This is a genomic window from Methylosinus sp. LW3, assembly GCF_000527115.1.
Taxonomy (GTDB): Bacteria; Pseudomonadota; Alphaproteobacteria; order Rhizobiales; family Beijerinckiaceae; genus Methylosinus.
In genome coordinates this window covers 664,555-686,895 of the sequence record NZ_AZUO01000001.1, presented here as the reverse complement: position 1 = coordinate 686,895, position 22,341 = coordinate 664,555, and the positions used below count along the sequence as shown (strand labels likewise).

The window sequence follows — 22,341 nt, the reverse complement described above, 5'->3', positions numbered from 1 at the left end:
GCTCCGCCGAGGGGATTTCCCACCATGTATCTGTCGCCGACCTTTTTCCTCGATCTCGGCCTGCGCACCATCGCGCGCAATCCTTTCTTCAGCCGCGACCGTCCCATCCTCGTCGAAGGCGAGAGCGATTTTCGCTTGCTGGAAGGACAGGAAGGGCTCGTCGTCACGCTCGGGCCGAACACGGCCTTCTTCGATCGTCCCAATCGCTCCGTCTGCCGCTGGCCGGGCGTCAAGACGATCCCGCGCCAGAGCCCGCACGAGATTCCGCCGCGCTCCTTCATCGCCAATGAGGGCAGCGCATTTTTACAAATCTTTTGCGGCGGCGGCGACGTGCGGCTCAACCGCGTCACCACGCTCGCCGATCAGCGGCAGATTCTCCTGTCCGCCGGCGACGGCAATGTCGTCGAGAAGATCGATCTCTCCGAGCTGGCGCGCGACGGCGCGCCGCCGCTGAAGTTTCTGCAGCCAGCCTATCTCTGCTCCTCGGCCGAGGTGGCGATACACTCGACGCCATGCGACGCCGCCACGATGAGCTGGGCGCGCGCGCCCTATGTCTATCGCGCGGAGGAGACGGAGAATGCGGGACGGCAGGCGATTCTCTGCCTCTCCGGCCGCACTATGGTATGGTGCGAGCGACTCGCGCCCGGCGACAGCCGCGATTTCGCGCTCGGCAATGTCATCGCCGCCACGGAAAATATCGACTCCAAGCTACGCCCGACGAGCCTGCGGCACCCCGACGATGCGGAGGCGAATGACGAGGAAACGCCGATCGCCGTCGCACCAAAGCCCGTGCGCACGCGCTTGCGTGAGTTCGCCGAGGCGACAGGCATTTTATTCGAATCGATGCGTGCGCGCGAAGGCTTCCTGGTGTGCGAATTGACCAATCGCTCCGACCGGCCCGCCTATGTCTATGTGCAGCTCAACAAGACCGGCTTCTACGGCGGCTCCGGCTTCGTCGGCTTGATGGTGAAGCTCGTCTCCGCATTCTTTCGAATGTCGCATCTGCCGCTGCGCGCATGACGCCTTACCCGCGATCACGCGCCAATGGCAGGCCATTCTCCACGAGCACGCTGCGCAGATCGAGGATCGCCGGAAATATCTCCTGATTGCGATCCTCGCCCTGCGCGTCGAAGGCCGCCTGCTCCAATTCGCAGATCCAGCGATCTTCCGCGAAAATGCCATTGGTGAACCAGACGATCGCGGGCCAGAAGAGATCGAGCAGGAAGGAATGTTTCGCCGGCCGCTTGATCATGATCATGCCGAAAGTGTGATTGATCTTCTGCGCGCGATCGACAGGAATATAGCAGTTCCACAGATCGAGCGCCGGCTCGCTCGCGCCCGCGGTCCAGAACTTCAGCGTCTGATAGGGATAGTCGGTGCGGATCACCATTCGATCGCCCGGCGGCGTCGCCAGCGCCTCGGCCGAAAGCGGCGCGCGCTTCAAGCGCCATTTGCCGCGATTGAGAATGAAATTCTCGCCGAAGGGCTGCCGACCGCTCACGCGGCGAAAGCTGTAGGTCGCTTCCGCCCAGGCGTCGCCTCTGCGGCTGCCGAGAAAATAGGTCTTGATCCCGCCCATCAGCCGGCGATGCAGAAACTGATGATTCATATCCATCAGATTCTCGTGCATGAAGCTGTAGTGGCAGCCGGCGCGGCGATTGAGATAGCGAATCTTGTAACGGCTGTCGGTCGCCGAGGGCACATCGGGAAAAGGCGTCAGCTCCGCGCGCGCCGCATCGCCCGGAAAGACGAAGACGAGCCCATAGGCCTCCCGGCACGGATAGCTGCGCACGCCGGTTGCGGCGCGGCTACAATCGGTCGCATAGGGCAGCGACACGCAGGCGCCGCTCGCGTCATAGGCCCAGCCATGATAGCCGCAGCGTATCGTCTCCTCCTCGACCACGCCGGCGCTGAGCGGCACTTGCCGATGCGCGCAACAATCCTCGAGCGCGAACACGCCCTGACGCCCGCGCGCCAGCACGATCGGATCGCCGGCGAAAGCGCAGCGATGCGTCTTGCCTTTGCGCACCTCCTCGCTGCGCGCGACGGGATACCAGAAATTCGGATCGAGAGCGGTCTTGCGTATATCGCGGGACATCGCCGCGCCGGCATCCGTCGCCATCATCACTGCCGCGTCGTCAGCCATGCCAGATTCCATCGCCCCGAGATCTCACGCAGCACGCCTCATAATAAAAAAGGCGGCCCGGGTAAACCTCTCGCGCCCATATCGAAAAAGCGAGACGCCTCGCTCATTCGATCGTCACTTCCACGGTGCGGGAGGCGCCGGGCCGCAACGGCAGGCGCGCTTGAATGCGGTGCGTTCCCGGCTGCATGGGCCAATAGACAGGCTGGTCGGCGTCGGCGAGCCGGAACGGCCGGCCGTCCACCATCCAGAGTATCTGCTCCACAGAGCCGGGCGCCGATGCACGCAGAGCGAGACGGTTCAGCTCCACCGGCAGCTCTGGATTGCGCCAGACATGCGTTTTATGCTCGGGCGTCGTGATCGCGAGCTCGACATTCTCGTCGCCGCGCGGCGCCGGCCGCGCGGCGATTTCCATTGCGCTGCGCGTCGGCGGCGCCTTCTCTGGCCTCACCCATTCGACCAGCGTCTCGCCGCAGCGTCCGTCGCTGCGTCCGCCGGCGAGACACATTTCCACCGGAACGCGGCCCTGCGGCGGCGGAAAGGATTCCGCCTCTATCTCCCCCGCCTTCGCGCCATGAATGAGCGTCAACGCCGCATGCGCGAGCCGCGCGCTGGATGCGGCGCCGCTCAGCCGATTCATCGCGCCGGCGTCGCCGCGCCCGATCCATACGCCGACGATGGCCTTTCGCGAGTAGGCGATGGTCCAGGCGTCGCGATAGGCCTGCGAGGTGCCGGTCTTCACCGCCACGGCGAAAGGATATTCGAGCGGCCCATAGCGCGGAAAGCTCGGCAGACGCGCGAGCGGATCGGCCAGCATCGATGTGACGAGCCGCGCCGTGTCGCTCGACATCACGCGAATGGAGCGGCGCCGCTGCTGCTCTTTCGCAAAGAGAAGATCGGAGAGCACGCCATCCTCGGCGAGCGCGCCATAGGCGCGCATCAGATGCTCGAGCCGCGTCGGCAGCGCGCCGATCGCCATGGAGAGGCCGAAGGATTCCGCCGGGGCCTCGAGATCATGCAGGCCGAGATCGTGCAGAAATTGAAAATTGGCCTCGAGCCCGACGCGGCGCATGAGATTGGTCGCCGGCACATTGCGCGAATTGGCGAGCGCCTGGCGCGGCAGCATCGGCCCGAGAAACGCGCCATCGGCGTTGTTGACGCCGGATGCGCCCTCTGGAACATCGGCGACGAGATCCGTGGGCTCGAGCGCGCCGCGCTCGAATGCGAGCGCATAGACGAAAGGCTTCAGCGTCGATCCCGGCGAGCGCAGCGCGCGCGTGAAATCGATCGCTCCATCGCGCCAGTCGCGATAATCGGATGAGCCTATGTCCGCGAGCACAGCGCCCGCGCCGCGCTCCACGACCATGAGCGCGACTTGCCGCGCGCCGGCGGAGCGCCAGAGCGCGAGATAGCGCCGCGAAAGATGCGCGAGCTTGTCCTGCAATGAGAGATCGATGGTCGCGCCGATGCGCGGATCATGCGGCGAGGCCGGCGCGATGAGGCCTTCCCGCGCCAGCGCCTCATAGCGTAGCGAGAGATGCAGCGCATCCGGCCGCCGCGCCGCGCCGATGGGATGCAGCGTCGCGAGCTGCTTTGTCGCGAGCGCGATCTGCGCGGGCTCGACGAGCGTCTCGCGCGACAGATAGGCGAGCGCGCGAGCGGCGCGCGCCCTCGCGAGGACGAGCCCGCTCTCGCGAAAGAGATTCATGCGGCCGGGCGATTGCGGAACAGCGGCCAGCAGAGCGATCTCCGCGAGCGAGAGATCCTCGACCGGCTTGTCGAAATAAAAGCGCGCGGCATGCGCGATTCCATGGCTGCCATTGCCATAGGGCGCGAGCCGCAGATAATGCGCGAGAACCGCCTCGTGACCATGGCGCGCGACGAGCGCGACCGCCGTCGCCGCCTCCGTGATCTTGGCCGAAAAGCTGCGCGGCGCGGGATTTTGCATGCGCGCGACCTGCATGGCGATGGTGGAGGCGCCCTCGCGGCGCTTGCGTCCGACGAGATTGCGCCACGCCGCGCGCAGCAGAGCCCGCGCATCGACGCCCCCATGCGAGGCGAAGCGGCGGTCCTCGAGCGCGAGAGTCGCGAGCGCGACTCGCTGCGGAATGTCACGCAATGGCCAATAGCCATAGTCGATCCGCGCCGCGTCGCGCGCGCCGATCTGCGTGAGAAAAGCGCCGTTGCGGTCATAGACCATGGGCGTCGGCCGCGGAGCGGCGAGCTGCGCGCGCTCGAGAGCCGTGTGAACGAAGAAAGCGGAAGGAACGAGCGGCGCAATAATGAAGACGAAAAATAAGAAAAGAGCGTGCCGCCTCCTTTTCCCACAAAGCGGGAGAGGGAATCTGCGAACCTTCTTCACTTCGCGATTTCCACGCGCTTGCCGGCGCTCTGCGCTTGCAGGCCTTTCTTATACATCGTCTCGACGATGCCCGGCGGCTCGGTGAAGGCGCCCGCCGTTTGCGCCTTGGCGCGGAAAGCGAAGCGATATGTTCCCTTCGGCAATTGGTCATAAGCGTAGAACACGCGATCATCGCCGAAGGTGACGCTGGTCGGCGCGAGCGTCGGCGCGCTCGACGGCTGCGCCTCGGCGGGCGCCGTCGCGAGATTGGAATTCAGAGGCTCGAAGCCCGCCGGCAGCGGCAGCGAGATCGCGACATGGGTGCGATCCTGCGGATTGACGAGCTCCGCCGTCTCCTCGATCACGTCGCCGATGGCGAGCTTCACGACGCCATTCTCCGCCGCGACTTTTACCAAAGGCGCATCCGCCTTGCCGACGCGCAGAATGTCGCGCGTCAGCGCAAAGCCTTCGCTCACCGGCAGAGCCTTCGCGCCGCTCTCTTTCGGCTCGTATCGCGTCTCGACCAGCGCCATGATCGGCGCCGGTCCGCGATTGACGATCGTCAGCGCCGCAGGAGCCGTGCTCGTCTCGCGCAGGACAGGATTATTGGCGTCCAGCGTCAGCATGCGCGGCGGCGCGCCCTCCTGCGAGAGCGCGATCTGCAGGGGCGTTTGCGGACGACGCCAAATCTCGGCGAGCGCATCGATCGCGGCGGCGGTGGCGTTGGTCGAGCCCCAGCCGTCGCCCTCGCCCAATCGCAGCAGCGCGTCGCGCAACAGCCCCGCGCGCGGATCGGAAGGCGAAGCGATCGTGACGGCCCGCAGCATCTCCGCGAGCGAGCGCGTCTCGGAGGGCAAAATCACCGGATTGCCGCCGTCCGCCGCCTGGCCCGCATAATATTGCGCGCCGTTGCGAGAGAGAATCTTCACCCGGCTCCACAGAGAATCGAGCAAGAAGTCGACGTTGCGCCGATCGCCCGATTGCGTGCGCGCGGCGGCGCGCGTCAGCTCCGCAACGCTGGCGCCCGCCATGAAATCGGCGTGCCGCGACAGCTCGGCGACATAGGATTCGTCGAGCTTACCGCCCTCGGCGAGCGCGATCAGCGCCTCGACGCGCTCGCGCAATTCTTCACCGGAGAGAAGGCGCGGATAATCCGAACGCAGCGACAGCTTCAGCACATTGGCGAGACGATCGGCCAGCGGCTTGTCGATCGGCTCGCCCGCGCGCTCTGCGCTCACGAGGAAGGAATAGGCCCAGGCGGTGAGCGACACATTTCCGCGCGCGCGCGGCCAGAAGGCGACGAGCCCATCGGCGTCGACCGCTTGATCGATCGCGCGCATCGTGTTGCGCACATCGCCAGAAAGACGCGTCTCGAGTCCGGCGGCGGAGAGAATCGGCGTGAAATTCTTCAGCGCCAGCGCCGAACGCGCGAGCGAGAGGCGTTGCTCCGTGCAGCCGTAAGGATATTCGACGAGCGCATTCAATCCCGCGACGAGCTTGACGAGCGTCGGATCGCCGGCGAACGTGACGTCACGGCGGAAGGAGCCGGGCCGCGCCGCGTCGGTCGCGGCCGCGAGGGCCTTGCTCTCGCCCGGCGCGATCTCGACGATCTCATAGCGCCGCACCGGCAAGCGATCGGGCCTGATCGGCAAGTCGATCTCCACCGCATCGCGCGAATGGTCGGCGTCGCGCTCCACACGAAAATTCAGCCTCACGCTCTCCTTGCCGGGCGCTGGCTCCGGCACGCTGGCGGCGACATCTATGCGCGCAGGCTTGTTCGCGATCCAGCTGAAAGCCTGCGACGCATTGCTCGCCAGCGTCAGCCCCTCCGCGGCGACGGAGGCTCTGCCGCCGCCGCCAGGCCCCTCGACGATGCGCGCGAGGACGGAAACATCGAACGAGTCGCCCGGCCGCAGGAAACGCGGCAGCACGGGCTGCGCGACGAGCTCCTGACGAATGAGCATCTCGCCCGTCGCATAGCCGAAGCGATCGGCGCCGCTCACCGCCTTGGCGCGCAGCTTGAACACGGTGAGCGAGTCGGGCAGCTTCACTTTGATCTTTGCGATTCCGTCGGCGCCGACTTTCACGCTCGGCAGATAGATCGGCACGGGCGTGAAATTCTTGCGCACGCTCACATTGGTTTCCGCGCCCCATTCGTCGAGGCCGGCGTCGCCGCCAGGAATCTCCTCCAGCGGAATCTTGCCGAAGGCGAGATTGCGCGTGTCGCGCGCGGCGAGCCTCGTCTCGCGCTCGACGATGAAATCCGGCAGCGGATCGAGCGGCCGCTCCTTGGCGAGCGACAGCACCGCCTGATCGACCATCCAAAATGTCGCTTCTCCGGCGAGCGGCTTGCCGAGATCATCGGAAAGACGCAAGCTGACCTCCACCTCCTGCCCCGGCCGCGCCTTCGTCGGATAATCGAGCTTTGCGGTCACGATATTCTTGACCGGCGTCACCTCGATCCATTTAGTGGCGGCGATCGTCACCGGCTTGCCTTGATCGATATTGGAGGCCGCCGCCGGCGCGCTGTCCTTCAAGCGTCCGCGCATGATGAGGAAATGCACGGCGAGCTTCGGCGTCTGCTCCTTGCGCAGCGTGAGCGTGTAGCGCCCAAAGCCATTGGCGATGTCGATGAGCTGATAATCGAACACGCCATTGGGCTGCTCGACGATGGCGAGCGCCTTGGCGTTTTGGAACGGCGATTGGACGATGAGCGTCGCCGTCTCGCCCGGCGCATAGGCTTGCTTGTCGGTCGTGATGGTCGCGGTGGAGGCCGGCGGACGCTGGAAGGTCACGGGCGTATTGCCGCCCACGAAGAAATCGACGCTCACCTGCTGACGACGGCCGATGCGATCATAGGCCTCGAGCTGCACGACATAAACGCCGGCCTCGCGCGCCTCTATCTCTATTTTCTGCGCCTCTTTCGCGCTCGTCAGTCTGCGCTCGAGGAGCGTCTCCTCCATCACCTGCGTCACATATTTCGCGGCGCCTTGCGCGAAATCGGAGGCCTGCAGCGTCGACACCCAATTGCGCTTGATGAAGCGCATGGTGACGGGAAGTCCTTCCACCGCCTCGCCCTTGCCATCGAGCGCGAGAAACTCCGGCGTCACCGCGCCGGGCCGCTCGACATAGCGCGGCAGCTTCACGCCGAGCGCGAAAGGCGGAACGGCGATGACATTCTGCACATTGCGCACCTCTATTCCATCGTCGCCGGTGACGGTCGCCTCTATCGAATAGCGCCGCGGCTGCGCGGTCGGCTCTATCGTCGTATCGAAGGTCATGCGCGAGGCGCCGCCGGCGTCGGTGCGCGCGTCGCGCTCCAGCACTGGCGAGGATTTGAACTTGCCCTCGCCGGAGAAGCGCGCGTCGCTCGAGAATAGAAATCCCTCGCGTCCCGGCGGCTGAAACACATGCGGAAATTGCACGGCGCGCCATTTCACCGGCCGTTCCGCGACCAGCCCGCCGGCGAAATAGCGCGCGATGAGATCGACATTGAACTCGCCGTCGAGTGGAACGATCTGCGGCGCATTGAGCACCACCTCGAATGTCGGCAGACGATAAGCCTCTTTCTTGAACGGAAACTGTCCGCAAGAAATCGTCTGCGGCGCTTCGCCCGCGGCCTCTGCGGTCTCGCTCGGCTCGGCCTCATCGCCTTTCGTCTCGCTCTTCTTCGGCTTCGCGCCATCGGGCTCGAAGCGCAGCGCGTAATCGCCGGTCGCCGGCGTCTGCGCATCGAATTTGTGATAGAAGCTCCCGGCGGCGTCGAGCTTCACCGGAATGCGCCATTCCTGATTGCCGGGGCCGGAGACGACCAGCGTTCCGCCCGCTTTCGCAATCGCCAGTGCGCCATCGCGATAGGCGCGCACGAAGCCCTTTATATGTACCGGCTCCTCGGGCCGATAGATCGGCCGCTCGGCGAAGACATGGCAGAGCGTGCGTGGCTCTTCCTTGCGCGGCTCCTGTGGATTCGCGGTCCATGCGAGCCAGGCGCCGTCCGGCTTCGTCCAATTCTCGCGGGCATATTCGGAGGGGCCGTCATTGGCGTCCAACACGAGCGTGTCGAGGCCCTTGGTCACGACGATGCGGCGCACATCGGCTTCCGCGCGTTTGCCGGGATCGAAAGCGAAGAAGCCGGAATTGTCGGTGGTCCCGCGCGCGAGCGTGACGAATTTCTCGCCCTTCACGCCTTCGAGCCGCACTTCCGCGCCGGAGACGGGCTGCGCGGTGGAGAGCGAGGTGACGACGAAGCGCACGCGCGCGCGCTCCTCTATCGCGCTCAGCGACAGATCGGTCACTTGCGCGCGCAGCCAATGGCGTTTCTTCTCATCCACGGCGCGCAGGCCGATGAGATAGGTTCCCGGCTGTCCAGCGCCGGCGATCTTGGCGAATTCGCTCGACAGATCGAGGCCGAATTTGGCGTCGGCGCCATTGCGACGGATCGGCAGATCGAGCAACGCGGAAACGGCGGGCGAGCCCAGCGCCTTTATGCGCGCGACGATCGCTTCGGCCTCCGGCGCATCGGTCTCGCCCCAATGCGCGGGCTCATTGCCGGGCAGCGGCGGCGCGGCGCTGTCCTCCGTCTCGACGCCGCTCTTGGGGAAAGGCCAGAAGTCGCGCGCGAGCGGATCGATCGCATGAATGCGAATGTCGGCGCGGTCATAGCCGCGTCCGCGCAGCGGCAGCAATTGCGGGCCGAAACGCTCGACGAGCCCTTGCGCGGCGTCCCATGCGAGCGCCGGCCGGTCGCGATCGAAAGCGAAGCGCAGCGCGAAGCGCGAGGCGAGCGCGCGCTTTCTGACGTCGCGTAGAGCGCCCGGCGCCAGCGTCAGCTCATAGACGCGATCGGAGAGAAACTTGCCATAGACGTTGAGGCGCTTGCGGTCGATCTCGACGGAGAGATCGTCGACCGGCGGCGAGATGCGCAGCGCCTCGCGCGCGCGCAGAATGTCGATCTCGCCCGGCTGCTCGGTGAAGCTCAGCGTCAGCCGGCGCCGATTGGCGGGCTGGTAATTGGAGACGGGCGCGGATTCTTCCTCGCCCTCCGATGAAGCCGACGCCGGCGCGACGGCGTAGCCGAAAGCGCAGCGCAGCACGCCGTCCTGCTTGTCGTCGCTCCAGCCGCGGCCGCAGCTCGCCTCACTGACGGCGAAAGGCGCGGCAGAACGCGCGCGCAACTCGAAAATCTCATCGTCGAGCCCCGGCTCGTCGGCGAGCTTCAATCGCAGGATCGCGACGCGTCCGTCGTGAATCGACTCGCGCAAGCGAATGGCGACGCTCTGCGCGGCGTTACGATCGGCGCGCTCCAGCGGACGAATGTCATAGTCCTTCGGCGTCAGCAATTGTCCGCCGAGCGGAGAAATTCCCGGCGCAGGACGCAATTCGATCGTCAACAGGCGCGCCAGCGCGGCGATATCGACGGGCTCGGGAAAAGTGAGCGTTATCTGCTCGAGATCCGCGATCGGATCGGCGCTCTCCGTCGGATTGGTGGAAGAGGGCGTCGGCAGCAGCGCGACGAGCCGCGTCGCGGCGGCGCCCGCCTCTATATCGACGCGCTGCAGCGGCTTCCACAGCTCGGCGGGACGAAATTGCAGCGCGCGCGCGCCGATCCAGCGCCATTCGCCGGCGGGCTCGCCGGAGAGCTTGGCGAATTTCTCATGCACGTCTTCCGGCCCGCCGGCCTTGGGGCCGATGTCGCGATCGAAAAAGATGGTGATGGGATCGAAGCTGCGCAGAAATTTGTCCGGCACGATGCGCGCGCCATCGGCGCGGCGCAATTGATCGAAGGACGCCGTCTCGGCGCGCAGCGGCGCGGAGCCGGAGAGACCAGCGAGAAAAAGCAATGCGAGCGGCGCGCGCAACAGCGCGCCTCTGCAAAGGAGGCCCGTCATCGCGAGGAGCGAAGCCACCAAGCGATCCAGTGGCCGCCCTGCGACGCTGGATCGCTTCGCTCCGCTCGCGATGACGGCGGTGAGACTCGAGAACAGAAAAAGAATGCGTTTCATCGCCGAGCCTCGAATGGGACTGAGGGCGTTTGTCGAATGAGGAAAGCTCATCTGCCGCTCTTCCTTCCGGCCTTTTCCAAAAACTCCGCCGCCACTTCCTGAGGCGGCCCGGAGGGCGGCGGCGCGAGGCCGCGCAGAGCGAGGCGCAATGTCGTCGCGGGCGCGTCAGTGGGCGCGCGCGCCTCCACGAAATAGCGGCCGGGCTCGAGGCGCAGAAACTGCGCGGCGCCTTCTCCGAGCGTCTTGCCGGCAACGTCGAGGAGACGCAGCGCGGCGCGATCCGGCTCGGCGCGCAGGCCGAGGCCGATCTCGCCCGCCTTCGTCACCTCGAAGGTGAAGAGCGCGGAGCCGGCGGGGCCGAGCGCGATCGGATCATTGACGCCGTCCGTCACCGGAATGACCGGCGTCGTCGCAATGCTCAGCACGCCGGAGAGCGCGCCGTCATGCGGCGAAAAAATCTCGATGAGCGCGCGGCCCGGCGCGGCATAGCGATGCAGCTCCACGCCAGCGGGGAATGTCTCCACCTCGCGCGCGCCATTCTGCGTGAAAGCAAGAATCGCCGGCGCGCTCGTGCGAATGTCGACGACGATGGGCGCGGTCACATCGAGCGCGAAAGCCTGCGCTTCTCCGCTGAGCGTCGCAGCGAAAGGCGCGCTCACATCGCGCGGCGCAGCGGCGGGCCAAGGCGATTTGCCGGCGCGCTCGATCCAGGCGGCGACGAGGCCGGGCGCATGGGCGATGGTCGCCTCTCCCGAACCGGCGAGCGTGAGCGAGCGGCCGCGCAGCACGCGTCCATCGGCGCCGGTGAAGACCGCGTCGCCACCCGCGGTGACGAGCCGGTCGCCCGGCTGCGCCTCGACGAGATGCGCGGTCTCGCCAGCGGCGCCGTAGAAGCGCTTGATCGCTCGGCTCGCCGTGATCGGCTCTTGGCGTTCAAACGAGGAGGCGACGCGCGCGGGCGCGGGCGCGTCGGTGAGATTGACGAGCCATAGCGCGCGGGCGCCCTCGAGGCGACGCGAGAGCGGCGCGCCATCGGCGAAAGCGGCGAAGGCGCGCGGCTCCTCCGGCGCGGAGAAAGCGGCGAGGCCGCTCGGAAGATCGAGCGCCAGAGCGCCGGCGCCGTCGAAGACGAGAGGCTGCGCGGTGAGGGGCGGAATGACGCCGGAGAATTGCGCGCCGGCGCGAAGGGGCGCGGCGAGCGCGACGTCGATCGCGCGCGCCGTGAGACGCAGGGACTGCGCGTCGCCGGCGTTCCACAGGCGCGGCGGCTCCTTGCCGGCGAGCGCCAGAGCCGCGCCCGGCGCGACGGCGAAGCCGTGTCCGGCCGAGACGCCCGGCTGACCGAAGGCCGAACGCGCGAGCCACAGCCGCGCCTTGCCGGAGGGCGGCGCGGCGGCGGGCAGAATGGCGCGGTCGTTCTCGCCGAGGGTGAGCGGAATTTCAGCGCCGCTGGGCGCGAAGGCGGCGACGCGCGCCCGTGCGGCGCAATCGTCGCGCGAGAGCAGCCACAGGCACTCCGATTGCGGCGCCAGCGCGCCGGCCGAAGCCGGAGCGAGCAGGCGACCGGCCGCCGAGCCCGCGGCGAGCGAGGCCGGCGCAGAGCCGATAGAAACCAGCGCCGAAGCGGGCGCGGCGACGAGGCCGACGCAGATTTTTGTCGCGAGCCCTTCGATCGGCGCCGGCTCCAGCGCTATGTCGCCATAGCCGCGAGGCGTGCGCGCCAAGCTGCGCGCGGCGAGGGTGACGGGTGCGTCGGCGCCGCCGATGGTCCAGACGCTGGCGCGCCATTCGCCGCTCTCCGCCGGCCAGGCGGCGACAGGCGCAAGGCCGCGCTCGCGGCCAATGACGCGCCAGCGTCCATCGGCCTCGCGCTTCTCGATCGACAGCGCCGTCTCGCGCGTCGATTGTGCGGCGACGATCATCAGCCGCCCCTCCTGCGCAGCGGGCAGCGCCAGCTCATGCGCGCCGGCGCCGGAGACGGTCTTCACGCCCGCGAATGTCAAAGCCTCGGCCGGCGCGGAGGCGGGCAGAGCGAGGCTCATCTCGACGCCCTCCGGCTCGGCCGGCTCCTCCGTCTCCTGCGCGACGGTCTCGCCTTCCGTGGCGGCGCCTTCGTCTTCGGCGTTCTGCTCCTCGGCCACGGCCGCGGGTTGCGGCGCGCCCTTCAGCTCGTCGAGCCGCAGGCGATAGGCGCCCGCGGGCAGGCGCCGCGAGAGCGAGACGTTCCAATCTTCCGCGCGTCCCTCGAGCCGCTCGATCACGGCGCCATTCTCGTCCTCGACCGCGCCGATCAGCTCCTTGTCGCCGAAGCTCGCAATATCGACGACGCCGTCGCGCGCGATGGAGAAAGGCAGAGTGGCGGGAAGATCGACGAAGCGCGGCGCGCCCGGCTGCAATTGCGTCGATGTGAGCGTGATGCGGTAATCCAGCCGATCGTCATGGGCGAGGCTGCGCGCTTCGACGCGATAGGCGCCGGCGGCGAGCGTGCCGGAGAATTTGCGGCCGGCGGCGAATTTGCCGACGCTCTTGCGCGCCGAGTCGAAAATCTCCGCGACCATGCCCTCGCTCACATCCAGCGCAATGTCCGAGTCGCCGGCGAGCGCGAAGCTCCACACATCCGGGTCGCGCGGCGCGCTTTTGGCGAGAGGCTCGCGCCATTGCAGCTTCTGCGGCGCGTCGAAAGGCAGCGCATGTGGGCCATGGCCCTCGAGCGGCGCCGGCGTCACAATCCTGCGCAGGCGCGCGACGAAGCGGCCCTCGACATCCTCCGGCAGCACGACGAGGCGATAGCTTCCCTTCTCGAAACGGCGGGTGAGGCGCGTCAACGGGCCGGGCGTGGTGAGCGGCCAGCCGTCCGCCTCCTCGAGCCGCGCGCGCCATTCCTTGCCGAGCCCGGTGAGATCGAGCCGATAGAATCCGTCCTCGGGAATATCGATCGGCACGACGGCGCCGTGGCCGCCGTCGAGCGCGGCGCGCGCGGCGCCTTGGCCGGCGATGGGCGCCGTCGTCGTCATCGCCACGCTCTTCACCGAAAGGCCGAGATGGCCGGCGGATTCGCGCGCGGTGACGGCGACGCGATAGGCGCCGGCGCGCAAATAGCTCGTCACCAGCGCATTATGGCCGGGGCCATTGTTCTCGCCCTCGCCGAGATGCGGCGCCAGCGCGGCGCCGAGCGTGAGGCGCGTCTGCAATCGGCCCAAGGTCTCGACGCGATAGAGCCCGCCTTCGGCCACATCGAAACGAAACTCCCGCGTCTCGTCGCGGGAGAGATCCAGCCAAGCGGGCTTGGCGGCGGAAATCGTCGCTGGCGGGCGCTCCTTTACCGCCTCTGCGGCGGCCGTCTCCACATCATGCGCATAGACGAGGGCGAGCGCGCCCGGCTCCGCTCGCGCCGGAAGGCGAATGGTGGCGAAGCGATTGTCGTTCTCGATTTTTTCTTCCGTGATCTGCGCGGGCGCGCTCGCGCCCTTGTCGTCGATGACGAGAATCCTGCCGCCGCGCGGCGTGCGCACCGGCAGAAGATATTCCGTCGCGGCCGGCCGCGACAAAGGCGCGGCGCCCTTCTCGAGATCGGCCGGCAGAGCGATGACGCGCGGACCCGTCAGCAGGCCCGGCGCGCTATTGGCGAGAATGAAATGCGAGGCGCCCCGGTCGAGCTTGTGCTCGCCGAAGGAAATCACCGCGCGGGCGGAGGGCCGCGGGGGCAGCTCTGGGGCGAGGCCGGGCGGGCCGAGCGTCACATCCACGATTCCAACGGCGCCTTCCAACGGCTCGAGCGAGAGAAAATAGAAGCCCGCCTGAAGATCATAGCGGCTCGGCAGGCGGCCATCGGCGCGCGCCGCGGCGGCGCCGAAAGCGGGCTCGATGATCGCGCGCAGGCGCGGGCCTTTCACCGAGATCGCCACCGGGCCGCTGTCGGTCGCCTCGAACAGCAGAGTGGTCGGCCCACGCAGATTGAACTTGCCGCGATAGGCGCGGCCGCCGCCGATCTTCGGGAGGTCCGACGCCAGCACGCGCGTCTTGCCATTTTCTGTGCGCGCCAGCAGCGCCGTGGCGGGGACCTCGTCGGCCCCCTCGCCGGCGACATCCATGGCGACGAGATTGGGTCCTTCCGTCTCGATCGGCGCGCGGCTCGCCCGGCGCAATGCGCGCAGCGAGAACGCCTGCCCCTCGAGGCCGGAGACTTCGATGAGGCCCAAAGTCTTGCCGTCGCCGCCGAGCGAGACGATCGCGACCGGCTCGCGGCTCGTCTTGTCGATCGCGGCGGACGCCGGCGCGCCAGCGCCGCGCCGCGCCTCGAGGCGGGCGGCGACGGGCTTGGGCAGCTCCAGGCGGAATGTGTCATAGCTCGCCGGCGCCTCGAAGCGCGCCGAGCCGAAAGCGCCGATGACGCCATTGGCGACGCCCGCGGCCAGCGATGCGGGCTCGATGAGATGCAAGAGGAAGGGCTGGTTTGTTCCGCCCTCCGGCCAGACGGTGGGCTCGCCGCCATAGGCGATCGCGATATAGCGGCCGGGCTCGACCGCGCCTTCCAGCCGCAGCCGCGTCATCTGGCGGCCGGGCCGCGTCTCGATGGTCGCGCGCGCGGGTGAAAGATCGACGAGCTCGCCGCTCGCCTTCCACAGACGCAGATCGCGCAATGCGCGGCCCAGCGCCTCCACGCCGACGCGGCCCGAGGCCCCCACCTCGAGCGAATAGCTCCGCTGGGCGAGATCGCCGAGCTCGGCGGAAAATGTCTTGCCCGGCGTCAGCGCCTCGCGCGCGCCCTGCTCCTGAAACGCCTCGGCGGTGAGGCGCGCCTTGCCGGCCGCGCTCTTGTCCATCGCGCCCTTGGCGCCGAAGAGCCGCAGCTTGTAGACGCCGGCGTCGAGCAGCAGATCGAGCCGCCCGTCGCGCTGGCCCGCGGCGCCCGCCGTCTCGCCGGGGCCGGTTATCATATCGACGAGCCCAATGGCCACGCCCGAGGCGCTATGCGCTGCGATGGCGTAGCGGCCCGGGGCCGGAATGGTCAGAAGCGAGAAGCCGTCGCGATCGGCCGGCAGCTCGCTCACAGAAAATCGGCCGGGGGCGGCGTGCTGCTCGACTCGCGTCGGCTCGACGCGCGTTTTGGCGGAAGGCGCGGGCTCCGACGCCGCATAGGAGACGAAGGCGCCGAGCGACAGGCAGGACATCGCGAAAGCGATTGCGATCTTCAGAAGCAAGGCCCCGATCATGCGCAACATGACACCCTCCGCCGCGATGCGCCGCAAGACGCCGCGCTCGAGCTTACGCCGCCGCTTGTTTCCGAGTCGAGCCGGACTGTCGCGCGACGCCTCTCCATGGGCGGAAGGAAACGCGCTTTTTCGAGGCGCCGCCGTGCGCGACCGCACAATACGACGCCGATATGACGCTTCGCTAAGAGTTCGCGCGCGACCGCGTTAACCTCGAGGGAAAGTGAATTTGCGCCGCGCCCCTGACGCCGGCCGGGCGCGCGCTACTTGCGCCGTCGTGAGGCATCATGATTGCCGAACGGCATGCCTATTACGGAGGTCTTGAATGAAATCGAAAATCGCATCCGTCCTCGCCGCCGCCGCTCTGCTCGGCTCCGTCGGCTCGGCCGCGGCCTTCCCGCGCGTCGTCACCGACCTCGCCGCCTTCCGCACGGGTCCCGGCCTCGACTTCCTGCCCATCCTCGCGGTTCCCCCGCAGGCGGTGGTCGATGTGCACGGCCACATCGGCGGCTGGTCGCGCGTCGCCTATGCCGGCAAGATCGGCTTCATCGCCAGCTCGCTGCTCGCGCGTCCGATCGTCGTGAGGCCGGTCGTCACCTCGGTCGTCGTGGCCCCCACCCCGGTGGTCGCCGTCGCGCCGGCTCCGGCCGTCGCCATAGCGCCCGCTCCGGTCGCGGCTCCGGTCGGCCTCATCACGGCTCCGCTGCGCATCTTCGAGTAATCGAGACGCGGCGAGGCGAGCAGACGCGCGGAACATGTTTCCGCGCGTCTTTCGTACGTGCGCCGCGCGAGCGAGTTTCGCGGACAGAAAGCGAGCGCGCCCCCACTCTTTCGATGCTAGAATTTTCGAGTCGAATCTTTTTGGAAAATTCGTTTCGAGCGAGGCTCCATGCGCTCTTTCTTCCTTTCCTGCCTCTGCGCGCCTTTTCTTCTCTTTTCGTCGCAGACGCAGGGAAAGCCCGCCAAGGTCGGCGAGCTCGTCAACCTACGCTCCGGCCCGGGCCTGAGCTTCGCCGCTCTTCTCGCCATTCCCCCGGACGCGGTGCTCGAGGTCGCCTCCTGCCGCTCCGATTGGTGCCGCGTCACTTACGCAGGGTCCGCCGGCTATGTCGCGCAGCCGGCGCTCGTGCCGATCGCCGCGCGGCCGGTGGAGACGCCCATCCTGCCGCCGCTCGGCGCCTATGTGTGGCGGCGCGACATTCCGCCACTCTTTGATCCTTACGACTCCGCCGGTCCCTGGTACACCGGCCCTTGGGCCTATGAGGGAGCCAACGCCGTGCAATGGCGCTACGGATTTCCCGGCGGCTATGTGCCTTGGTATCGCAACGCCATCTGGCGGCCGGGCTTCGGCTGGTTCTGACATCCGCGAATTGCGACGCGAAAACGCCGCTGCGCGCAGCGCGTATCGACGCGCGCGCAGGCGCCGCGCATTGCGACAAATAAGCGCGCGTCTCGTTTTTTGACGTTTGCGCGCTGCGAAGCGCATGCGTGAAAGTCCCAGAATTCCAGGGAAAATAACGCACGATTTTCATTCGCCTGTGACATTTGTGCGCAGCGCGGGACGCACGCCGCTTTTCTTGATCGATATCAAATCGCATCGCCGCGCGAGCGATAGACTCTTACGCGTGATCAAAGACGAAAGGCAGGGCGCGCGACACGCGAAGCGCCCCGCGCCTTCCCGCCAGTCCGCGAGGATCCCGCCCATGGCGCCGAATGACGCTCCCGCAAAATCCGTCACCTTTTCAGAAGCGGCGATGACGCTTCTCTTCATCGCCTTCGCGGCGTTCGCCGGCTTCGTCGCCTCGCGCGCGCATACGCCGGCCTATGCGTTCCACGCCGCTCTATTCGCGCTCGGCTCCATCGTCGCCGTCTTCGCACTGCTGAAGCGCTACGAGCTGCGCGACGCGGAGGCGCCCGCGCCCTTCATCGACGGACGGCCCAATTACAATTACGGGCCGATCCGCTTTTGCGCACTGGCCGCATTGTTCTGGGGCGTCGCCGGCTTCGCCGTCGGACTCTATATCGCGCTGGAGCTCGCCTTTCCGGCCTTCAATCTCGATCTGCCCTGGATCAACTTCGGGCGCCTGCGGCCCTTGCACACTTCGGCGGTGATCTTCGCCTTCGGCGGCAATGTGCTGCTCGCCACCTCCTTCTATGTCGTGCAGCGCACCTGCCGCACGCGGCTCGCCGGAGATCTCGCGCCTTGGTTCGTCGTCCTCGGCTATAATTTCTTCATCCTCATCGCCGGCACCGGCTATCTGCTCGGCGTCACGCGCGGGCACGAATACGCCGAGCCGGAATGGTATGCGATCCTCTGGCTCGTCGTGGTCTGGGTCGTCTACCTCATCGTCTTCCTCGCCACTTTGGCCAAGCGCGAGGAGCCGCACATCTATGTCGCCAATTGGTTCTTCCTCGCCTTCATCGTGACGGTCGCGGTTCTCGTGCTCGGCAACAACACCGAGATTCCGATCTCCGTCTTCTCGCCGAGATCGGTGATCGTCTGGGCCGGCGTGCAGGATGCGATGATCCAATGGTGGTATGGCCATAACGCCGTCGGCTTCTTCCTCACCGCGGGCTTTCTCGGCATAATGTATTATTTCGTGCCCAAGCGCGCCGAGCGGCCGATCTATTCCTATCGCCTCTCCATCGTGCATTTCTGGGCGCTGATCTTCCTCTACATCTGGGCCGGCCCGCATCATCTGCACTATACGGCGCTGCCCGATTGGGCGCAGACGCTCGGCATGACCTTCTCCATCATGCTGTGGATGCCCTCCTGGGGCGGCATGATCAACGGCCTCATGACTCTCTCCGGCGCATGGGACCGGCTGCGCACTGATCCCGTGCTGCGCATGCTCGTCGTCTCCGTGGCCTTCTACGGAATGTCCACTTTTGAAGGGCCGCTGATGTCTGTGAAGGCGGTGAATGCGCTCTCGCATTACACCGATTGGGGCATAGGCCATGTGCATTCGGGCAGCCTCGGCTGGGTCGGCTTCGTCTCCTTCGGCGCGCTCTATTGCCTCATCCCCTGGGTTTTCGGCCGCAAGCTCTATTCGCTGAAGCTCGTCGACTGGCACTTCTGGATCGCGACCATCGGCATCGTCTTCTACATATCGGCGATGTGGGTCGCCGGCATAATGCAAGGGCTGATGTGGCGCGCCTACACGCCGCAGGGATTCTTGGAATATTCCTTCATCGAGACCACCGAGGCGCTGCATCCCGAATATGTGATCCGCGCGGCGGGCGGCGGCCTCTTCCTCATCGGCGCGCTCATCATGGTCTACAATATCTACAAGACGCTGCGCGCGCCCGCGGCGGCGAGCGCCACAGAATTCTCGCCCCTTCCCGCCCCCGCGCAATAAGAGGAGAGAGACATGTCCGACATTGCGCGCAACACGCAGACGGGCGGCCTGCAGAAGCGGCTCGAGACCAATTCGATCCTGCTTCTGCTGGCGATCCTGCTGCTGGTCTCGATCGGCGGAATCATCGAGATCGTGCCGCTCTTCTATCTGCACAACACGATCGAGAAAGTGGAGGGCGTGCGGCCCTATTCGCCGCTCGAGCTTTCCGGCTACAACATCTATGTGCGCGAAGGCTGCTACACCTGCCATTCGCAGATGATCCGTCCCTTGCGCGACGAGGTGGAGCGCTACGGTCATTACTCGCTCGCCGCCGAGAGCATGTATGACCATCCGTTCCAATGGGGCTCCAAGCGCAACGGGCCGGATCTCGCGCGCGTCGGCGGACGCTACTCCAATGATTGGCAGCGCGACCATTTGCGCGATCCGCGCTCCGTCGTGCCGGCGTCGATCATGCCGGGCTATCCCTTCCTCGTGCAGACGCCGCTCGACGCCGAGCATATCGTCGAGCAGATGAAAACGCTGCGTCTCGTCGGCGTGCCTTATAGCGATGCGCAAATCGACAATGCCAAGGCCGATCTTTCGGCGCAGAGCGCGCCCGATGATCCGGGCGCCGAAGCGCTGCGCCGCCGCTATCCCAATGTCGTCGTCAATGACCAGACCGGCAAGAGCGGCGTCACCGAGGAGGATGCGCTCATCGCCTATCTGCAGCATCTCGGCGTCTCGGTGAATTTCAAGCTCTATGACGACAAAGCCGCAGTGAATGTGAGGTGAGCCATGACCACTTACGAATCGTGGCGAGAGCTTTCAGCGAGCTCGGGCCTTTTCTTCTTCGTCGCATTGTTCGCCGGAGTCCTGGCCTATGCGCTATGGCCCTCCAATCGCGAAAAATTCCGACGCGCCGCCGAGACGCCAATGCGAGAGGACTGAAGACATGTCGACGCGACAAGCTCACAGCGACGCGGCCCGCATCGATCCGCATTCCAAGACCAGAACGACCGGCCATGAATGGGACGGCATAGAAGAGCTCGACACGCCGCTGCCGCGCTGGTGGGTCATCACCTTCTATGCGACCATCCTGTGGTCGATCGGCTATTTTCTCGCCTATCCGGCGCTGCCGACTCTTTCCGGCGGCACGCAGGGCCTCATCGGCTGGCATTCGCGCGCATCGGTCGCGCGCGACATGGAGCAGCTGAGCGAGATTCGCGGCCCGGTGCTGGAGCGCCTCGCCAACGCGCCGCTGGAGGAGATAGAGGCGCGGCCGCAATTGCTCAGCGCCGTGCGCGCATTGGGCGCCGCCGCTTTCGCCAATAATTGCGCCGGCTGCCATGGCGCCGGCGCGCAAGGCGCGAAGGGCTATCCCAATCTCAATGACGATGATTGGCTGTGGGGCGGCAAGCTCGCCGATATTCGCCGCACCATTGAGCATGGCGTGCGCTGGGACGCCGATAAGGAGACGCGCAGCGAGACCATGCCCGCCTTCGGCCGCGATGGAATGCTCGACGCGAAGCAGATTTCCATCGTCGCCGATCAGCTTCGCGCAATGGCGAAGCTTCCCGGCGGCATAGCGACTGCGCAAGGCGCCAAGCTCTTCGATGACAATTGCTCCGTCTGCCATGGCGTCGACGGCAAGGGCAATCGCGATATGGGCGCGCCCAATCTCACCGACGCTCTGTGGCTGTTCGGCTCCGACAAGGAGACGATCGCGAGCCGCATCGCCAATGGCGGCGGCGGCGTGATGCCGGCGTGGAAGGATCGCCTCGACGAGCCGACGATCAAGGCGCTCACCATCTATGTGCATACGCTCGGCGGCGGCGAGTGAGGGAGAGGAAAATGACGAGCGCCGATATGGGCAAGGCGAAGAGCGGCTCGCTCTATGCGCCACGCAAGACGATCTATCCGAAAGAGGTCGAAGGCGAGTTCCGCCGCATCAAATGGTGGCTGCTGGCATTCACTCTCTCGGTCTATTATCTGCTGCCTTTCGTGCGCTGGGATCGTGGCCCCGACGCCCCGTCGCAAGCGGTGCTCGTCGATTTTCTGCATCGACGCTTCTATTTCTTCTTCATCGAGATCTGGCCGCAGGAGGTCTATTATCTCACCGGCCTCTTGATCCTCGCCGCGCTCACCCTCTTTCTGATGAACGCGCTCGCCGGGCGCATATGGTGCGGCTATCTCTGCCCGCAGACTGTGTGGACCGATCTCTATCTTTCCGCCGAGCGTTGGATAGAGGGCGATGCGCGCGAGCGCGCCCGCAAGGACGCCGGCCCACGCACGGCGAAGATTTGGCGCGAGAAGATCGCCAAGCATGCGCTATGGCTTCTCATCGCCTGGTGGACGGGCGGCGCCTGGGTGCTCTATTTCGCCGACGCGCCGACGCTCGTCTATGCGCTCGCGACCTTCCAGCCGGGAATCTCGGAAGCCTATATTTGGATCGGCATACTCACCTTCACCACCTATATGCTCGCCGGCCATATGCGCGAGCAGGTGTGCCTCTATATGTGCCCCTGGCCGCGCATACAGGCCGCGCTCACCGACGAATATGCGCTGAATGTCACCTATCGCTATGATCGCGGCGAGCCGCGCATGTCGCTGAAGCAGGCGAGCGCGCTTCGCCTCGCCGGCGCGCCGGCCGGCGATTGCGTCGATTGCGGCCAATGCGTCGCCGTCTGCCCGACAGGCGTCGACATTCGCAAAGGCGCCTCGCTCGGCTGCGTGCAATGCGGCCTGTGCATAGACGCCTGCGACGCCGTGATGGCGAAGATCGGCCGCTCGGCGCGGCTCATCGCCTATGACACGCAGATGAATTGCGAGCGCCGTCGCAAGGGCGAGGCGCCCGTCTACAAGCCATTGCGCGCGCGCACCATCATCTACGCGGCGCTCATCGTGGCGATCGCCGGGCTCATGTCCGCAAAGCTGGCGACGCGCGAGGATGCGCGCCTCTCCGTGCTGCATGATCGCAATCCGCTCGCCGTCACGCTGGCCGACGGCAGCATTCGCAACGCCTATACGATTCGCTTCGCCAATATGAGCGCCGAGCCGCGTCGCTTTCTGCTGGAGACCAGCGGCGTCGAGGGCGCCGAGGTGGAGATCGTCGGCGTCGAGCCCGACGCCGAAGGCCGAATGATCGTCGGCGTCGGCGCCGATCAGACGCGCGAGACGCGCGTGCTCGTCACATGGCGCGGCGCGCGCAGAGCCAAGGGACAGACGCCGATCCTCTTCACCTCCAAAGAGCTGGAGAGCGACGCATCCGTCACTATGAGAGACGTATTCGTGACTCCATGAGGAAAAA

The 22,341-nt window shown here is 66.6% G+C and carries 12 protein-coding genes; 8 read left to right on the top strand and 4 right to left on the bottom strand.

Features of this window, described 5'->3' with window-relative positions; all coding sequences use genetic code 11:
• Positions 1-24: 24 nt before the first annotated feature.
• A complete protein-coding gene (locus METLW3_RS0103330; protein ID WP_024878583.1) occupies positions 25-1,020 on the top strand; it encodes a hypothetical protein in 996 nt (331 codons plus the stop codon).
• A 4-nt stretch (positions 1,021-1,024) separates the two neighbouring features.
• Here the strand turns inward: METLW3_RS0103330 and METLW3_RS0103325 are convergent, their stop codons facing one another.
• The 4 genes from METLW3_RS0103325 to METLW3_RS0103310 form a co-directional block, all read right to left on the bottom strand.
• Positions 1,025-2,146 carry an aromatic ring-hydroxylating dioxygenase subunit alpha gene (locus tag METLW3_RS0103325; RefSeq protein ID WP_024878582.1) on the bottom strand — a complete coding sequence of 374 codons (1,122 nt, stop codon included), beginning with the start codon at positions 2,144-2,146 and terminating at the stop codon, positions 1,025-1,027.
• 103 nt (positions 2,147-2,249) lie between these two features.
• Entirely contained in the window at positions 2,250-4,343 is a 2,094-nt protein-coding gene (locus METLW3_RS0103320) for a transglycosylase domain-containing protein (protein ID WP_024878581.1), read from the bottom strand.
• Positions 4,344-4,501: 158 nt separating this feature from the next.
• The gene (locus METLW3_RS0103315; protein ID WP_084484767.1) at positions 4,502-10,486 is read right to left on the bottom strand and encodes an MG2 domain-containing protein; all 5,985 of its coding nucleotides are present in this window, start codon (positions 10,484-10,486) and stop codon (positions 4,502-4,504) included.
• 47 nt (positions 10,487-10,533) lie between these two features.
• On the bottom strand, positions 10,534-15,708 hold the full coding sequence (locus METLW3_RS0103310) for a hypothetical protein (RefSeq protein ID WP_051465369.1): 5,175 nt from the start codon (positions 15,706-15,708) through the stop codon (positions 10,534-10,536).
• 313 nt (positions 15,709-16,021) lie between these two features.
• On the opposite strand from METLW3_RS0103310, the gene METLW3_RS0103305 reads away from it, so the two are divergent.
• The 7 genes from METLW3_RS0103305 to ccoG all read left to right on the top strand — a co-directional run bounded on the left by METLW3_RS0103305 (position 16,022) and on the right by ccoG (position 22,334).
• Entirely contained in the window at positions 16,022-16,417 is a 396-nt protein-coding gene (locus METLW3_RS0103305; protein ID WP_024878578.1) for a hypothetical protein, read from the top strand.
• A gap of 168 nt (positions 16,418-16,585) precedes the next feature.
• Positions 16,586-17,056: an SH3 domain-containing protein gene (locus METLW3_RS0103300; RefSeq protein WP_024878577.1), complete on the top strand. Its 471-nt coding sequence runs from the start codon at positions 16,586-16,588 to the stop codon at positions 17,054-17,056.
• Positions 17,057-17,450: 394 nt separating this feature from the next.
• Positions 17,451-19,055: a cytochrome-c oxidase, cbb3-type subunit I gene (gene ccoN / locus METLW3_RS0103295; protein WP_134188005.1), complete on the top strand. Its 1,605-nt coding sequence runs from the start codon at positions 17,451-17,453 to the stop codon at positions 19,053-19,055.
• 12 nt (positions 19,056-19,067) lie between these two features.
• Positions 19,068-19,826 (top strand): cytochrome-c oxidase, cbb3-type subunit II, encoded by a 759-nt coding sequence (gene ccoO / locus METLW3_RS0103290; RefSeq protein ID WP_024878575.1) that lies wholly within the window; start codon positions 19,068-19,070, stop codon positions 19,824-19,826.
• A 3-nt stretch (positions 19,827-19,829) separates the two neighbouring features.
• Positions 19,830-19,982, top strand: coding sequence for a cbb3-type cytochrome c oxidase subunit 3 (locus tag METLW3_RS27310; protein WP_064033792.1), 153 nt, complete (start codon positions 19,830-19,832; stop codon positions 19,980-19,982).
• A 4-nt stretch (positions 19,983-19,986) separates the two neighbouring features.
• A complete protein-coding gene (ccoP, locus tag METLW3_RS0103285; protein ID WP_024878574.1) occupies positions 19,987-20,874 on the top strand; it encodes a cytochrome-c oxidase, cbb3-type subunit III in 888 nt (295 codons plus the stop codon).
• 11 nt (positions 20,875-20,885) lie between these two features.
• Positions 20,886-22,334, top strand: coding sequence for a cytochrome c oxidase accessory protein CcoG (gene ccoG, locus METLW3_RS0103280; RefSeq protein WP_024878573.1), 1,449 nt, complete (start codon positions 20,886-20,888; stop codon positions 22,332-22,334).
• Positions 22,335-22,341: the final 7 nt, after the last annotated feature.

What these genes read in the sequence shown, in the direction of transcription:
- ccoN (WP_134188005.1), top strand. Translation starts at nt 17,451, where the DNA reads ATGACGCTTCTCTTCATCGCCTTCGCGGCGTTCGCCGGCTTCGTCGCC.
- METLW3_RS0103300 (WP_024878577.1), top strand. Translation starts at nt 16,586, where the DNA reads ATGCGCTCTTTCTTCCTTTCCTGCCTCTGCGCGCCTTTTCTTCTCTTT.
- ccoO (WP_024878575.1), top strand. Translation starts at nt 19,068, where the DNA reads ATGTCCGACATTGCGCGCAACACGCAGACGGGCGGCCTGCAGAAGCGG.
- ccoP (WP_024878574.1), top strand. Translation starts at nt 19,987, where the DNA reads ATGTCGACGCGACAAGCTCACAGCGACGCGGCCCGCATCGATCCGCAT.
- METLW3_RS0103315 (WP_084484767.1), bottom strand. Translation starts at nt 10,486, where the DNA reads ATGAAACGCATTCTTTTTCTGTTCTCGAGTCTCACCGCCGTCATCGCG.
- METLW3_RS27310 (WP_064033792.1), top strand. Translation starts at nt 19,830, where the DNA reads ATGACCACTTACGAATCGTGGCGAGAGCTTTCAGCGAGCTCGGGCCTT.
- METLW3_RS0103330 (WP_024878583.1), top strand. Translation starts at nt 25, where the DNA reads ATGTATCTGTCGCCGACCTTTTTCCTCGATCTCGGCCTGCGCACCATC.
- METLW3_RS0103320 (WP_024878581.1), bottom strand. Translation starts at nt 4,343, where the DNA reads ATGGTCTATGACCGCAACGGCGCTTTTCTCACGCAGATCGGCGCGCGC.
- METLW3_RS0103310 (WP_051465369.1), bottom strand. Translation starts at nt 15,708, where the DNA reads ATGTTGCGCATGATCGGGGCCTTGCTTCTGAAGATCGCAATCGCTTTC.
- ccoG (WP_024878573.1), top strand. Translation starts at nt 20,886, where the DNA reads ATGACGAGCGCCGATATGGGCAAGGCGAAGAGCGGCTCGCTCTATGCG.
- METLW3_RS0103305 (WP_024878578.1), top strand. Translation starts at nt 16,022, where the DNA reads ATGAAATCGAAAATCGCATCCGTCCTCGCCGCCGCCGCTCTGCTCGGC.
- METLW3_RS0103325 (WP_024878582.1), bottom strand. Translation starts at nt 2,146, where the DNA reads ATGGCTGACGACGCGGCAGTGATGATGGCGACGGATGCCGGCGCGGCG.